Annotated in this window: 11 protein-coding genes and 1 pseudogene; 6 read left to right on the top strand and 6 right to left on the bottom strand. The window is 71.6% G+C overall.

The features are described from left to right. Positions 1 to 9 precede the first annotated feature (9 nt). On the top strand, positions 10 to 288 hold the full coding sequence (locus OHA81_RS03060) for a hypothetical protein (protein WP_329192483.1): 279 nt from the start codon (positions 10 to 12) through the stop codon (positions 286 to 288). A 44-nt stretch (positions 289 to 332) separates the two neighbouring features. Here OHA81_RS03060 and OHA81_RS03065 read toward each other — a convergent pair. The 6 genes and pseudogenes from OHA81_RS03065 to OHA81_RS03090 all read right to left on the bottom strand — a co-directional run. Then, a pseudogene (locus tag OHA81_RS03065) lies at positions 333 to 695 on the bottom strand (SAM-dependent methyltransferase); the annotation flags it as partial. A gap of 163 nt (positions 696 to 858) precedes the next feature. Further along, complete coding sequence (locus OHA81_RS03070) at positions 859 to 3,726, bottom strand: NHLP bacteriocin export ABC transporter permease/ATPase subunit (protein WP_329192485.1); 2,868 nt, start codon at positions 3,724 to 3,726, stop codon at positions 859 to 861. Continuing rightward, positions 3,727 to 5,952: an NHLP family bacteriocin export ABC transporter peptidase/permease/ATPase subunit gene (locus OHA81_RS03075; RefSeq protein WP_443056414.1), complete on the bottom strand. Its 2,226-nt coding sequence runs from the start codon at positions 5,950 to 5,952 to the stop codon at positions 3,727 to 3,729. Further along, a complete protein-coding gene (locus OHA81_RS03080) occupies positions 5,949 to 6,755 on the bottom strand; it encodes an HlyD family efflux transporter periplasmic adaptor subunit (protein ID WP_329192486.1) in 807 nt (268 codons plus the stop codon). The genes OHA81_RS03075 and OHA81_RS03080 overlap by 4 nt, the downstream gene beginning before the upstream one ends. Before the next feature lie 126 nt (positions 6,756 to 6,881). Then, on the bottom strand, positions 6,882 to 7,100 hold the full coding sequence (locus OHA81_RS03085) for a hypothetical protein (protein ID WP_190183812.1): 219 nt from the start codon (positions 7,098 to 7,100) through the stop codon (positions 6,882 to 6,884). Positions 7,101 to 7,558: 458 nt separating this feature from the next. Continuing rightward, on the bottom strand, positions 7,559 to 8,701 hold the full coding sequence (locus OHA81_RS03090; protein WP_329192491.1) for a hypothetical protein: 1,143 nt from the start codon (positions 8,699 to 8,701) through the stop codon (positions 7,559 to 7,561). Between the two features lie 320 nt (positions 8,702 to 9,021). On the opposite strand from OHA81_RS03090, the gene OHA81_RS03095 reads away from it, so the two are divergent. The 5 genes from OHA81_RS03095 (at position 9,022) to OHA81_RS03115 (ending at position 14,751) form a co-directional block, all read left to right on the top strand. Then, complete coding sequence (locus tag OHA81_RS03095) at positions 9,022 to 9,435, top strand: phage holin family protein (protein ID WP_329192492.1); 414 nt, start codon at positions 9,022 to 9,024, stop codon at positions 9,433 to 9,435. Further along, positions 9,432 to 9,893: a DUF3618 domain-containing protein gene (locus OHA81_RS03100; RefSeq protein WP_329192494.1), complete on the top strand. Its 462-nt coding sequence runs from the start codon at positions 9,432 to 9,434 to the stop codon at positions 9,891 to 9,893. The genes OHA81_RS03095 and OHA81_RS03100 overlap by 4 nt, the downstream gene beginning before the upstream one ends. Before the next feature lie 121 nt (positions 9,894 to 10,014). After that, positions 10,015 to 10,494: a hypothetical protein gene (locus OHA81_RS03105; RefSeq protein WP_329192496.1), complete on the top strand. Its 480-nt coding sequence runs from the start codon at positions 10,015 to 10,017 to the stop codon at positions 10,492 to 10,494. A 359-nt stretch (positions 10,495 to 10,853) separates the two neighbouring features. After that, complete coding sequence (locus tag OHA81_RS03110) at positions 10,854 to 13,505, top strand: hypothetical protein (protein ID WP_329192498.1); 2,652 nt, start codon at positions 10,854 to 10,856, stop codon at positions 13,503 to 13,505. 10 nt (positions 13,506 to 13,515) lie between these two features. Then, complete coding sequence (locus OHA81_RS03115) at positions 13,516 to 14,751, top strand: hypothetical protein (RefSeq protein WP_329192499.1); 1,236 nt, start codon at positions 13,516 to 13,518, stop codon at positions 14,749 to 14,751. The last annotated feature ends 12 nt before the right edge of the window (positions 14,752 to 14,763 follow it).

Here is a 14,763-nt window from a genome sequence, read left to right on the forward strand (position 1 = left end):
CCCGCCCCTGTGGGCGCGGGCCCTGGCCGCCGTCACCCGCAGCGCGCGGCGCCGCCGGACGGCGGGCGGAGCCGCCGTCTGCGCGAGCGCGCCTGTGAAGCGCGGGCGCGCTCCATCGGCCGGGGTGGACCGGCGGCCGCCACCGGCCGGCTCCGGCGCGGGGACGCGTCCCCCGGCGGGACCGACCCTCGCGAGCGGGCGCAGGAGGCGGTCGAGTCCCGCACCACCGGCCCCGACGACCTGGCCTCGCTGCTGGACATGCTCGACCTGCGGCGGCGCGGGGACTGAGGGGACCGGCGCCGGCCCGGAGACGGCGGCGCGACCACTGGCGGTTACGGACGGCGGCCCCACGCGGAGACCAGCGGAGCGGTGGCCAGGTCCAGCCGCCCAGCGGCGACGTTCGCCAGGTGGCGGTCGATCTCCTCGTCGGTGGCGAGTCCTTCTGCCACCAGACCGTGCCGGATCTGCCGGACGGTGGCGTCCTCCAGCACGGCGCACGCCGGCGAGGTGATCGGGAAGTACGCGTCGGCCTGTACGTCCGCCAGCCCGGCTTCGCGCAGCACCCTGGGCAGGGTGCGCCCGTACGAGAGGTCGGCGCCGCGCGCGGCCATCAGGGTGCGGAATCCGGACCGCAACCGGTTGGCGAGGCGCTGTTCGGGGCCCGATTCGTCGGGGCACAGCAGCGGTTGCACGGCGGTCGACGTGCCGGAAGGTCACCGGGTCGAACAGCTCCGCGAGGGCGTCGAAGCGGACACCCGCCCCGGACTGCCGGTTGTCCAGCAGGTAACCGCGTCCGGCGTCGTGCTCGGCCATGCGGCGGTTGTGGCAGACACCGCCGGACGGCCGGCTCGGGGCAGGTCAGCCGACCTGGCGGCGCACCAGGTCGTGGAACGGGCCGTCCGTGTCGGCGAGGAGTTCCGCGGGCGCGCCCTGCTGGGCGATCCGCCCCTCGGACATCACGATCACCCGGTCGGCGTCCATGATCGTGGACAGCCGGTGGGCGATCACGATGCGGGTGCAGCGCTCGGCGCGCGTGGACTCGATCACCACCCTCTGGGCCGCGTTGTCGAGCGCGCTGGTGGCCTCGTCCAGGAAGAGGATGCGCGGTTTGCGCAGGAGGGCCTGGGCGATCATCAGCCGTTGGCGCTGGCCGCCGGAGACGGTGCCGCCGCCGTCGGAGAGCACCGTGTGCATGCCCATCGGCATGGCCTTGATGTCCTCGGCCAGGCCCGCCCGCGCTGCCGCCTCCCACGCCTCCTCCAGCGAACACGTCTCGGCGCCGCCGATGCAGTCGAGGAGGGAGCCGGACAGCGGCTGGGCGTTCTGCAGGACGACACCGCACTGGCGGCGTACGGCCGCCTGGTCGAGCGCCGCCAGGTCCTGGCCGTCGTAGAGCACGCTGCCGGAGGCGGGCGCGTCGAAGCCGATGAGCAGGCGCAGCAGGGTCGACTTGCCGCAGCCGCTGGCACCGACGATCGCGACGAACTCCCCCGGCCGCACGGACAGCGACACGTCGTCGAGGACGAGCGGACCGTCGTCGGCATACCGGTAGGAGAGGTTCTTCACCTCGATGGCGCCGCCGAGCGTTCCCGGCCGGATGCCGGAGCTGCGCACTTCGGGGCTCGCGTCCAGGATCGGCTTGACCTCCTCGAACATCGGCTGCACGGCGGCAGCCGACAGGAGCGCGCCGGTCAGCTGCGTCACCGCGGACAGCATCATCGTCACGGCGGTGCTGAAGGTGAGGAACCCGCTCGCGGACATGCTGCCCCGGGCCGGGCCGGCCAGCAGCATGAACATCACGAGGGAACACACCGGCAGGCACACCGCGTTGAGGACGGTGACGGCGTTCTTGATGCGGCCGATGCGCTGCTGCAGCTCGCGGGTCCGGGCGAACTCCCGCGCCCAGGCGGCGTAGGCGAAGCTCTCGGCGGCGGCCACGCGCAGTTTGGGCAGGCCGCGAAGGGTCTGGAACGCCTGGTTGCCCAGTTTGTTGCCGAGTTTGACCAGCCGTCGCTGGTAGCGCAGTTGCCACAGGCCCAGGCCCAGGAACACGGCGGCGATGACGAGCAGCATGGCGAGCGCCACCAGCGCCAGCGGCACGCTGTAGACGAGCAGCAGGACGAGGTTCATCGCGGCGACGGCGGACGCCTGCACGGATACCGCGCCGATGCCGGACACCGCCCGGCGGATGGAGCTGATCCCGAGAGCGGCGCCGGCCAGTTCGCCGGTGGAGCGGCCGGCGAAGAAGGTCACCGGCAGTCGCAGCAGCCGGTCCCACACGGCGGGCTGCAAGGTGGCTTCGATACGGCCCTCGATGCGCAGCACGCTGATGTTCTGGAGCAGCATGAAGGCGCCCGACACGGTGCTGGTCGCGATGAGCGCCATGGCGCTCTGCACGATGAGGCCGCCTTCGCCCTGGGGGACGTACGTGCCGAGCACCCGGCCGGTGGCCAGTGGCACGAGCGCCCCCAGTCCCACCGCGACGAGGCCGCCCAGGACGAGGCTGCGCAGGTCCCGGCCCGTCCCGCGGATGCCGAAGCGGACCAGCGCGGCCAGGCTCGGCTTGCCGTCGGGCAGCGGGCGGCACAGCATCACGGCGCCGGGTTCGAAGGCGGCGGCGTGCGCCTTGCCGACGCGTTCGCGGATGCCGGTGGCGGGGTCGACGGCGGTGTATCCGCCGCGCCGCCACAGCAGCGCGACCGGTGACCGGTCCTCGGTGCGGCGGGCCACCAGGGGCCCGCAGTTCTCGCGCCACCAGCGGCCGGCGAGCTTGACGGGCCGGGTACGGATCCGCGAGGCGAGCGCGATGCGTTCGAGGGGGTCCGTCCCCTCGGGGCCGGGGGCCGCCGTGCCCGGTTCGCGGAGCGTGATGCCGGCGTCGTGGGCGACCAGGCGGCACACGGCGAGGGTCGCGTCGTCGCTCGCGGGCCGGTGGGGACGGCCGCCCCTGCCGGTGCGTCCGATGGAGGCGAGCAGGGCCCGGTCCGCCTGGGTGCGGGCCGCCTCGCCGGCCTCGATGCCGGCGGCCGTGCGGTCCTCATGGGCCTGCTCCAGTTGCTCGATCCACCGGTCCAGGGCGTACAGCAGCCGGTACTGCTGGTCGACCATGCCCTGCCACATCGCCCCGTCGACGAGGAGCGCTCCGGCCATGCCGTGGCCCTCGTACGCCGCCCCGTACTGCACGCTGCCGGGGGTGATCTGCATCCACAGGACGTCGTCGTCACGGCCCGGGCCGGTGCTGGTCCGGCTCTCCAGCGGCGCCTGGTACAGGACGCGCAGTCCGCGCCCGACACCCAGTGCGAAAGCCTCTTCGAGGGGGCTCAGGGTCCCGCCGGGCAGGCCGTACCCGCTGTGGTCGGCGTACCACCCCCAGGACCCGTCCTGGGCGTTTCCCGCGCCCGCGAACTCGGGGCGCACGAGTTCGCGCAGCTCGATGCGGCGGAGCCGGCAGCCGTGCACGGGCCTGCCGACCAGGGTGTGCACGCAGCCGTCGGCCGGGCCCAGCAGCAGGGACCCTTCCTCCAGCCGGCCCAGGAAGTGCCAGTGCCCCTCCAGTGCGGCGTCGACGGCGAACAGGTCCAGCGCGCCGTCCTCCACGAGCCACAGCACGAGCGGGCCCTCCAGGGAGAGGCTGCGCAGGCCCGTGCAGTCGACGGGGGAACCGACGGCTGCGAGGGCGGCGACGACGGGATCGGGTGCGGCCTGCGTCTGCCACGTGGTGGTCACTCAGTGCTCCTTGACCAGTGCGGCGTACGCGCCCTGCCGGGCGAGCAGCTCCTCGTGCCGACCGCGTTCCACGACCGTTCCGCGGTCCAGTACGACGATCTCGTCGCTGTCGCGCACCGTGCTCAGCCGGTGGGCGATGACCACGCAGGCGCAGCCGCGGCGGCGCAGGCTGTCCATGACCATCCGTTCGGTCGCCGCGTCCAGGGCGCTGGTCACCTCGTCCAGGACCAGGACGCTGGGACGGCGCACCAGGGCGCGGGCGATCTCCAGGCGCTGGCGCTGCCCTCCGGAGAAGTTGCGGCCGTCCTGCTCGACGCGGCTGTGGATGCCGCCGGCGCGGCGGGCCACCACGTCGTACACGGCGGCGTCGCGCAGCGCCGCGATGACGGCCTCGTCCGTGAGGGAGGGGTCCCACAGGGCGACGTTGTCGCGGATGGTCCCCTCGAAGAGGAAGACGTCCTGGTCCACGAAGGAGACGGAGGCGGCGAGCGCCCCGCGCGGGATGTCCTCCAGCCGCATCCCGTCGATGCGGATGACGCCCTCCCAGGGCGCGTGGAGGCCGGACATCAGCCGCGAGACGGTGGACTTGCCGCTGCCGGAGCCCCCGACGAGCGCGACCTGCCGTCCGGGGCCGACCGTGAGGGAGAAGTCCTTGAGCAGCGGGGCGTCCAGCGGGTTGTAGCCGAAGGTGACGTGCTCCAGCTCCACGTGGCCCCTGAGGCGGCGGGTCGCGGCGGGGGGCTCGCGGCGCGAGTACAGCGGGTCGACGGGGAAGTTCTCGACGTCCTTGAGGCGGGCCACGTCGGCCGCGAAGTCCTGGATGCGCCCGGCGACGCCGCCCAGGCGGGTGATGGGGGCGGTGAAGCTGGTGACCAGGGCCTGGAAGGCGACGAGCAGACCGACGGAGAGGTGCCCCTCCACGGCGCGCAGGCCGCCGATCATCAGGATCAACGCGCTGTTGAGCGCGGCCAGTGTGGGCGCGACGATCGCCAGCCACGCGCTCGGTACGCCGAGCCGCTGCTGCACGTCGAGGGTGACGGCGTGCTGGCCCGCCCAGCGCCGGAAGAAGCCGTTCTCGCCGCCGGTGGCCTTCATCGTCTCGATGAGCTGGAGGCCGCTGTACGAGGTGTTGGTGAGCCGGGCGTTCTCCGCGCGCAGCTTCTGGGTGCCGGTGGCGCGCAGCCGGATCACGATCCGCAGCGCCACCAGGTTCAGCAGCGCCATCAGTACGCCGACGAGGGTGAGCCCGGGATCGTAGGCCCACAGCAGCACGGCGTAGAGGACGACCACCACGGCGTCGACCCCTGCGGCGGCCAGGTCCCGGGCGAGGGTTTCGGCGACGGCGTCGTTGGACTGGAGGCGCTGGACCAGGTCGGCCGGGTTGCGTTGGGAGAAGAACGTGACGGGCAGCCTCAGCAGGTGCCGCAGGAAGCGGGCGCTGCCGAGGGTGGAGGAGATGATGCGCCCGCGCAGCAGGTTGGCCTGCTGGAGCCAGGTGAGGACCGCCGTGAGGGCCAGGGCCACCGCCATCGAGGCGAACAGCACTCCGAGCAGGGAGGTCTGCTCCCCGATCAGGAACATGTCGATGTACGTGCGGCTCAGCGCGGGCACCGTCGCGCCGACGGCCACCAGCAGGAGGCTGGAGAGCACCGCGGCGAGCATCGAGGCGGACGTGCCGCGCAGCCGGGCGGGCAGGGCGCCCAGGACGCCGGGCTTGCGGCCGGAGCGGCGGAAGCCCGCACCGGGTTCGAAGGTGAGCACGACGCCGGTGAAGCTGGTGTCGAACTCGTCCATCGGTACGAACCTGCGGCCTTTGGCGGGGTCGTTGACGTACACGCCCCTGCGGCCGAAGCGACGGCCCATGCCGTCGTAGACGACGTAGTGGTTGAACTCCCAGAAGAGGATGGCCGCGGGCCGCACCCCGGCGAGCGCGGCGAGGTCCATCTGCATGCCTTTGGCCTGGAGGCCGTAACCACGGGCGGCACGCAGGAGGTTGGCGGCGCGGGAGCCGTCGCGGGAGACGCCGCAGGCGATGCGCAGTTCCTCCAGGGGGACGAAGCGGCCGTGGTGGCCGAGCACCATGGCGAGGGCTGCGGCGCCGCACTCCACGGCCTCCATCTGGAGCACGGTGGGGGTGCGCACGGCGCGGGGGGTGCGTCCCTTGGGGGCGGGCGCGGGCTTGCGGCGGGAGGAGCGCCGGGCGGGGGTGGTCGTGGGGGTGGTCACGGGAGCAGCCAATCGACGGGGCGCTGCACGGAGAGGTGGACGGCGCCGGTGACCGGTGTGGTGGAGTCGAGGGCGTACGGGGGGCCGTCGGCGGAGGACCACCGGTACCCGGACCTGGTCTGCGTGGTGCGTTCGAGCTGTACGAGGACCTGGACGGGGTTGCCCTGCGCGGTGAACTGCCCGGCGAGCCGGCCGTCGCCGAGGAATCCGCCGATCTGCGCCGGGGTCTGGGGGGTACGGCCGACCTCCTTGACGCGGCCGCGGAGCACGCCGTAGCGCTGTTGCGGCACCGACTGGACCGTGAGGTCGACGGTGGCGCCGACGGGAACGGCCGCGCCGCTTGCGGCGGCGACGTACAGGACCGCCACCAGAGGGTCGCCCGGGTTCTTGACGCGTTCCAGGGTCGCCACGTCGGCGCCGGTCGTGACGACGGCTCCGACCCTTGCGACCAGGGCGGTGACGCGTCCTCCCGCAACCGCGCGTACGGTCCGCTCCCCTTGCTCGGTACTGACCTGGAGCAGCGGCGCCCCGGGGGCCAGCAGTTGGCCCTCCTTGGCGTGGACGGCGGTGACCTGTCCGGCGAAGGGGCTCTGCAGCAGGTAACTGCCCTCGGCGCGGGTGAGGATGCCGGGAGCGCTCAGTTTGGAGGACACGGATCCGGTGAAGCCCCAGGTGGCGGCGGCCGCCATGACGACGACCGTGACGGCCAGGACGAGCCGGCCCTGCGGGCGGGCGAAGCGCACCGGGAGATCGAGCTCTTCGGGCGATTGCAGCTTCGAGAGCGCCTTTTGACGGAACTGCACGGACTCGGACTCTTCCCTCGACTGCCTCGGGCTCACTTCGACCGGCGTCGTGACTCTTCGTCACACGGGGGTGAACCCCGGAACGGATGCGTTCCGGGGTTCACTGGTCACGCCGGACCGGACTGCTCAGAGACCGGCGACACCCGCGCGGACGCCGACGATGCCCTCGACCTGGCCCGGGAGGGCCAGCGCGCCGTGGACGGTCTGGAGCGAGGTCACGGTGCCCAGCACGTGCTGGACGTCGCCGGTCACACCGCCGAGGAGGCCGCCGCCGAGGGCGATACCGCCGGAAACGGCGTCCAGTTCGTCGTCGGCGATCTCGCGGGTCTCGATGTCGTTACGCATGGGGGCGCACCCTTCGTTCGTCTTAGGTGTTTTTGATGGGGGTATGGGCAGACCGCGACAAGGCGGTCCGACCACCTGCGCGTGGGCCTCGGCCGGCGTGGGACGCCGCTTCCGAAACCGCTGCGGTGCGCCGATGTAAGCACGCCAACGGGTGACGGTGCGAACCGCGTTGACGCTCTCGGGCGGGCGGGACGGGCGCGCGGCAGGAAGCTTTTTCCATTCACCCGGCGGATCACCACACGCCCCTCACAAGATCGAGTAACACATCTGCACGGCGCTCCCCTTTCGGGCCACATGTGGGGCATAAAGGGATCAACTACCTTGCTCATTTCCGGCATATCGCCCGCTGGCGCAAGGGGAGTCATCCACTCCACTCTCACCGTGTGAAGATTTCGTCGTCTCAACGCTCGGCGACGGAGGTGTCACACAGTGCACATGTGCACGTGGGCCGCTAGTGGTTACCGGGCAGCCGCAGGGGCGTTCGGGACGTAGGCCTGCTTGCCGGCGCAGGTCCACACCACGGGACGGACCACACCCGCCCGGTCGACGGCGGCGCCGGCCACCCGGTCGTCGTCGGCGACGGCGTACGCGGCGGTGAAGCCGTTCGGCGCCAGACCCGGCAGGGTCTTGGCCGGGCCGCTGCCGGGCCAGTACAGCGCCTGGACGGCGGCTTCCCGCGTCGGGTCCCACGCGGACGCCGTACCCACGAGGACGCCGCTCGTGGGGCTGATGCCCTCGAACGAGTCGTTGCTGGTTCCGGGCACGCTCGGTACGTACGCAGGATCCCCGTAGGGGACGCTCCACACGAGCGCAGTGGTCTCCAGGCTCCGGGTGTGCCAGTAGCTGCCCGCGATCCGGCCCGACTCGTCGATCGCCTGCGCCCTGTAGTACGCGTAGTCGTCGCCCACCGGCTGGAGCGTGGTGGGGGCGGCGGCCGGGTTCGCGGACCAGACGAGGGCGGGGTGGATGTCGTACGAGGGCTCGCCGGAAGGGCCGGCGCCGTAGCCGATGACCCGGCCCGTGCTGTCGATGCCGGTGACGGCCTCGATCGAGTACCCGGCGGGGACGGCCAGTTCCCGGCGCAGGAGTCGGCCCGACCATTCCAGGCCGACGATGGCTCCCGAGGCGCGGTCGCGACGGCCACCGACGATGTGCCCGGCGTCGTTCACGGCGGTGGCGCTCTCCCCGCCGGGCAGCAGCGTGACGGAGCCGGCGCCGGGCCGGTAGCTGAACGCCTTGGCGCCCGAGGCGGTGGTCAGCGTGCCGACCATCAGGCCCGAGCGGTTGACGGCCTCCACGCTGCCCCCGGTGGCTCCGGCGGGCAGCGGCACGGCGTGGACGGCGGTGCCGAGCCAGTAGGCCGGCTTGTCGTGGGAGACGCCCACGGTCAGGCCGCGCGTACCGATGCCGTTCACCTGCGTGCTGTGCGTCTGGGCGCCGTCGCGGCCGGGCAGTGCCCGCAGGACGGTGATCCCCGGGGTGCAGCGGGCACCGCCACCCGGAGCGGCCGCGGCGGCCGGCCCGGTCGCGGTCGCGACGGCGACCGTGGTGAGCAGCGCCCCGGCCACCGCGGTGCGTACGGTCGTCTTCCTCGTACCCATGGAACCCCCCTCGTCGTGCGCCGGCTCCCCTGCCGGCGGCTCACATGATGGCCTCGCGATCGCCCCGTCCGGCCCGCACCGCCACGAGAGTGTCGGGAAAGCACCCCACCTCGGCCTGCGCCCGCTCGTTGTCATGTGCCGCTGATGTGTGCATGCCGCGGCCGGAGCGTCGAGGAGTGCGGCGAAACCCGGTCGCACGCGGGTGATCGCGCCGGTTGGGGGTAGCCGCGAGGTGACAACGGCGGGAGCGTCTCGAAGAGGGTCTTCGTCATGGCGGCCCGCCCGTACGCACACCATGGGGAAGGCAGGGTGACCTGGCAATGACCACGACGCAGCGGCAGGCCCGCGCCACCGACGATTCGGTGGGCGTGCTGGTCTCGCGCGCCTCCCAGCAGATCTCCGAGCTGGTCCGCGAGGAGATGCGGCTGGCCCGGGCGGAGATGACACAGAAGGGGAAGCGCTACGGAAAGGGCGGCGGCCTCTTCGGAGCGGCGGGGCTGGTCGGAGTGCTGGCCGCCCAGGCACTCGTGGCCACGTGCATCGTCGCGCTCGCGCTGGTGCTGCCCGTGTGGGCCGCAGCGCTCATCGTCACGGCGGTGCTGGGCGCCATCGCCGCATGGATGGCGCTGTCGGGGAAGAAGCAGATCGCGAAGGCCGGCACGCCGGCGCCCGAGCAGACCATCGACAGCGTCAAGGCCGATGTGGCCGAGATCAAGGAGAAGGCACACCGATGACCGACGAGTCCCGCACCAATGACGAGTCCCGCACCAATATCGGCACGCCCACGCCCGAGGAACTGCGCGAGCAGATCGAGCACACCCGCGACGAGCTCGGGCAGACCGTCGAGGCGTTGGCGGCCAAGGCCGACGTCAAAGCCCAGGTGAAGGAGCAGGCCGCGGAGAAGGCCGCCGTGGTCTCCGAGCAGATCCGGGAGAAGGCCGAACGGGCCGCACGGCTGGTGAAGGACAAGACGCCCGACCCCGTTCTGGACAAGGCGGCCCAGGCGACGGCGCAGTTCCGGGAGGGCGCCGTGCGCGCGGGCCGGCTGGCGGCGGACAAGGCCCCCGAGCCGCTCCTCGACACGGGGCGCCAGGCCGTGGGCATGGCACGGGCGAACCGCACCCCGTTGCTGGCGGCCGGTGCGGCTTTGGTGATCTTCCTGCTGGTGCGCCGCAGCCGACGTCGCCGGTGAACGAGTCCGAGACGGCCTGACGCCCTCCCCGCGCCGCGAGCGAGGACCCGGCGACCCCACGGGAGCGGGGAACCACCCGGACGGGGAGGGTCAAGGGCCGTCACCCGGGCACACGAACCGCATGCCCGGAGAACACGCACGCCCTACGAGCACCCTGTTCCGTTCGGCCCCCGCATCCCGTGGCGTCTTACCGGCGCACGGGGGCAGGCACTCCCGCCGCGCATCGTTCGCCGCCCGGCTGCGCCGCAAGCTCCTGGCCTACCGCGAGATCGAGTTCCTGTCCCCCGGCGGCCGCAGGAGCCCCGCCACCGGCGAGGAATGCCTGCTCCTCGTACACGTCCGCAAGGTCGTGGGCGAGATCCGCTACCGGATCTGCTCCACCTGCGCCGAATCGGTGATCACCAGCGTCGACATCGAGGAGCGCTTCCGCGCCGCCGGACTCGGCATCAGGGCGCTGTGCCACCTACGGTCCCGCCACCCGGGAACGACATGGCGCAGCACCCCGCGCCTGCGCGGCACGAGTGACCTCCTGCGCCGGATGCGCATTCCGGTCGCCACCGCAGAGGTACCGTGCCCCCACTTCCGCGCCGCGACCTCCTGACGCAGCCCCACGTGCGGCGGCACGAGTTTCGGCCGCCCGGCACCAAGGCCTTGGCCACCACAACTCCCGCCCGCGGCGTGGAAGTCATCATCCGATTCAATTCATCATTCCATTATCGGATAAGCGGTTAATTGGTGGCGTCGAAAAATCACCCTGGTTATTTCCCTTTCTTTTGCAGTAACTTGAGGAGCGGGAGACGTTCCGAAAAGGGGTGGGGAACGATGGGCGGAACCGAATCAAGGGAAGTGCCCGCGTCGAGCGGTCTTTCCGGCGCCGGCGCGGCGTCCGCCGCCGGGGCGCCGTACCCTCCCTTTCCGCCCGCCACCCCACCTCCCGTCCTGACCAACTCCACCAGGGAGATGCTCAAGGCGACCCTGGTCCAGCTGGAAGCCCCGCCGCCACCCACCGGGCAGGCCCTGTTGAAGTCCGCCTTCGTCCGCCGGCTGGCTCTCTCCGGCGAGGAACTGGAAGCGGTCCGGTCCCGGTTGCAGGGTGCGGAAGCGGCCGGCGCCCGCACGGGTGAGGGTCAGACGCAACCGGTGCCGGACGAGGTCTTCGACCTGCTCGGCGCGGGGAACGCGGCCCTGCGGGCTGCCGGCGGGCCGGCCGCGGATCCCGCCACCACCGCCCCGGCGAGCGCTTTCACGGCGGTGCCGGTGGCAGCCCTCACAGCGGTCGGAAACGCCCTCATCGAGGTTCGGCGGGCCGCCGCCTCGGCACCGGACGCGGACCCGGCGCAATCCGAACTGGCCTTGCGCGCCGCAGTGGGGGCGACCAGGTCCCTCGAAGCCAACTCGGTCGCGCCGAACATCGGCTGGATCAACCTGGAGCGCATGGAGATGGCCCCCGCCGGCCTGGAGCGGGGCGAGCTCATCGCGACCATTCCCCTCGCCCCGCTGGAGGAGACCGCCGTCACGCACAAGGAATGGTCGGTGCAGACCAAGGAGTTCAGTTCCATCGTGACCGACTCGCTGGAGAACACCAGCGAGACCGGAGTCACGGACAACACGGAGCTCGCCCAATCGGCCTCCTCCCAGGCGCAGCACTCCAACCAGTTCAACGTCACCGGCACCGTGCGCGGCGGCATCCCCGTCATCTCCGGTTCGGCCAGCTCCAGTTTCACCGCCCAGGACTCCACGTCCCACTCGGCGACGGAAAGCACGAAGCACGCCACCGAACTCACCAAGAAGGCGTCCTCGCGCGCGAAGCAGGAACACAAGGTCACGATCTCCACCACCACCGTCACCGGCAGCTCCGAGGCCTCCACCCGCACGCTGCGCAACCCCAGCCAGACCGACGCGGTGAGGATCGACTATTTCAGCCTGATGCGGAAATGGCGCGTCCGGCTGTACCGCTACGGCCTGCGGTTGACCTACGACCTCGTGGTGGCGGAACCGGGGGCCGCGCTGCGCAAGTCGTACAAGGAGCTCGAGGCCCTCAGGAAGCAGATCGGCCCGTTCCGGTTCGACGTCCCGCACTCCGAGATCACCGACAAGATCCTCACGGAGCAGCACGAAACGCAGCCGCACCACCTGGTCCTGGGCGAGCGCTACGGGGCAGTGGTGCCCGATCCGCCCCAGCCGCCGACGCCACCGCAGTTCAGCGTGGACGCACCCGACTCCGACGAGAGCCGGATCTTCACGCCCGACCCGCTGGAGATCCCCGACGGCTACCGGATCAAGACCCTGAACCTCTGGTTCGACTCGGCGAGCCGGACCGGCAACGAGTACAAGTACCACCTGGAGGTGCTGGGCTCCTCGTACCAGATGACCGAGGCGTACGGCAGCCACGGACCCGTCGAGCTGACCCTTCCGCAGTGGGGCGGCTTCCAGCTGCACGCGACCGGCAAGGTGCCCATCTCCTTCCGCCTGGGGTACAACCGCCACACCTCCCTCAAGGTGGTGGCGCAGGTGGAGGAGATCCCCGTCGGCGCGGAGCCGGCGCCGGGCGAGACACAGGTGAACACCCGCGTCCGGGAGAAGTGGCAGGCCGCCGTCTGGAACGCCCTGCGTGACGCCGCGCAGAACCAGTACTACTCGCAGCAGCAGGACGTGGCCGCACGGATCTCCGCGCTTGAGGAGAAGATCAACAGCGTCGACACGCTCACGCTCCGCCGTGAGGAGAGCGACGAGGTCATGAAGGGTGTCCTGCGCGCCCTTCTCGGCCCCGGCTTCGACTTCATGCCCGAGAAGGTCGTCAAGCTGTTCGTCGCCGCGGGCGTCGATCTGGAGCACGGCATCGGGTTCGACGGGAATTCCCTCGGCTGGAGCGCGGCCGACTGGGCCGTCTTCCGCCGGCACGAGTCCGACGTCCGGTTCCTCAACCAGGCGATCGAGTGGGAGAACGTGGTCACGTTCCTGTACTCGTACTTCTGGGACGTGCCGCCGAGCTGGGACTTCATCCGGCAGATCCAGCACGCGGACGCCAACCGGCAGGCCTTCCTGCGCGCCGGCTGCGCGCGGGTCGTCCTGACGGTCCGCAAGGGCTGGGAGCAGGAATGGGTCAAGTTCGTGGAGGGCGGCTTCCACCACGAGGATCCGCCGCCGAGCCAGCCCCCTCCGTACTACCTGAGCATCGCCAAGGAGGTGGCGGCCTACGACGACCGCAACTATCCCGGCATCCCGCCGGCCAACCCGGGGCGTTCCGCCGTACGGCTGGAGGACGCCGTGTACACCACCTGTGCGACGCCACTGGAACCGAACCCCACCGACCCGCAGGGTCCCGTGACCATCCGGGTCGAGTCGGCCGCCGGGTTCCTCGTCGGCGCGACGGTGGTCATCGACGTGGCCGACGAACGCGGGCTCCAGGAGGCCCAGACCGTCGTCGCGGTCAACACGGACCGCGCTCAGATCGTCGTCGGCATGCTGAGCCGCTCCCACTCGCCGTCACCCGCCGCGATCCCGATCCTCCAGCCGGGAACCAAGGGGGCACTCATCGCCGAGTGGAACGAGTACACCCCGTCGTCCGGAACGGACATCGCCATCACCTCCCACCTCGGCACGATCGCGTAAAGGGGGCGCAGTGCCCGTCGACGAACTGGACGAGGAGACCCGTTGCGAGCTCCTGGGCGAGAGGGACCCCGCGCTGCTCACCGGGTGGGAGTGGATCGCCGCCGAAGTCTGGGTCAGGTACCACTTCGGCCGGTACGTGGCGGAGTTGCCGGGCTCCACCCATGTCACCCACCAGCTGGACCGGTTGCAGGAGGTCTTCGACCTCATCGCGGGCCAGGAGAAGGGCCAGGGCGGCCGGCCCCCGATGTCCGGCGGGGAAGGTGCGCGTTACAAGCGGCTCTCCGTCCAGCCCAGTGATCCGGTGTTGCGGATGGCCTTGCAGGTGCTGAGCGAGGATTTCCGCAACCCCATCTCGCCCGCGAAGGTCCTGGAGTTCCAGAAGCTGCTCGACCCCGCGGCAAAGACTCCGGCAGGCGTACTGATCGAAGCCGTGCGCAAGCTCACGCCGGGCGGTCTGCTCAAACCGGACATGCTCGGGCTCCAGTCCTACGGCGGGGAGCTCGGCATGGAGGAGGTGGAGGTCGGCACCCGCAAGGGCGGCCTCGACACGTACAAGGAACTCCAGAGCAAACTGTCCATCCTGGAGGATCCCTGCGCCGTCCGCATGCGCCTCGAACTGGCACGGATGCAACGCTCCTTCCGGGTCAGCGCCCGGGCCAGCACGTGGCGGCTGCATCCCGCCCTCATGCTGCTGCCGCTGCCCCTGCACATCGACACCACGAGCGGGAAGGACGTGGTCTCCGACTGGCTCTGCTTCTGGCCCACCAATCGGGCCCGCTTCACGGAGTATCCGCGGCCGGAGACCGGCCGCCCGGGCTATGACGGGCTGGTCCTGTACCACGTACACCGGGCAGAGTTCGACAGCTCCTTGATCCCCAAGAGCGTCCGGGAGCGGATGAACCAGGCGGTACGGGAGTGGGAGCGCAAGCAACGGGCGCCGGGCCCCACGCTCGTGCCGGAACTCGTCACGCTGATGCAGGCGGACCGGCGGCTCTTCACGAGGGCCGGCGAGGAGTTCCTGGCCGGCCTCGGCGCGACGGCTCTGCTGGCCCTCTTCGTCTGGGTGGCCGTCGAGGCGGGGGTGATCGCGGGCCTGGCCGCCGCGGGCCGGGTAGGTTTGTCCGCGCTGGCGGCGACGCCCGCGGTGCTGTCGAAGGCGGTCGTCTCCATGGCGGAGTTCACCCGGGACTTCCTGGCCGTGGCCACCCAACTGGCCTTCACCGTCCCGGCCCGGGCCACCCGCTGACCGGTCGGTGCG

It is taken from the genome of Streptomyces sp. NBC_00667 (genome assembly GCF_036226825.1).
Taxonomy (GTDB): Bacteria; Actinomycetota; Actinomycetes; order Streptomycetales; family Streptomycetaceae; genus Streptomyces.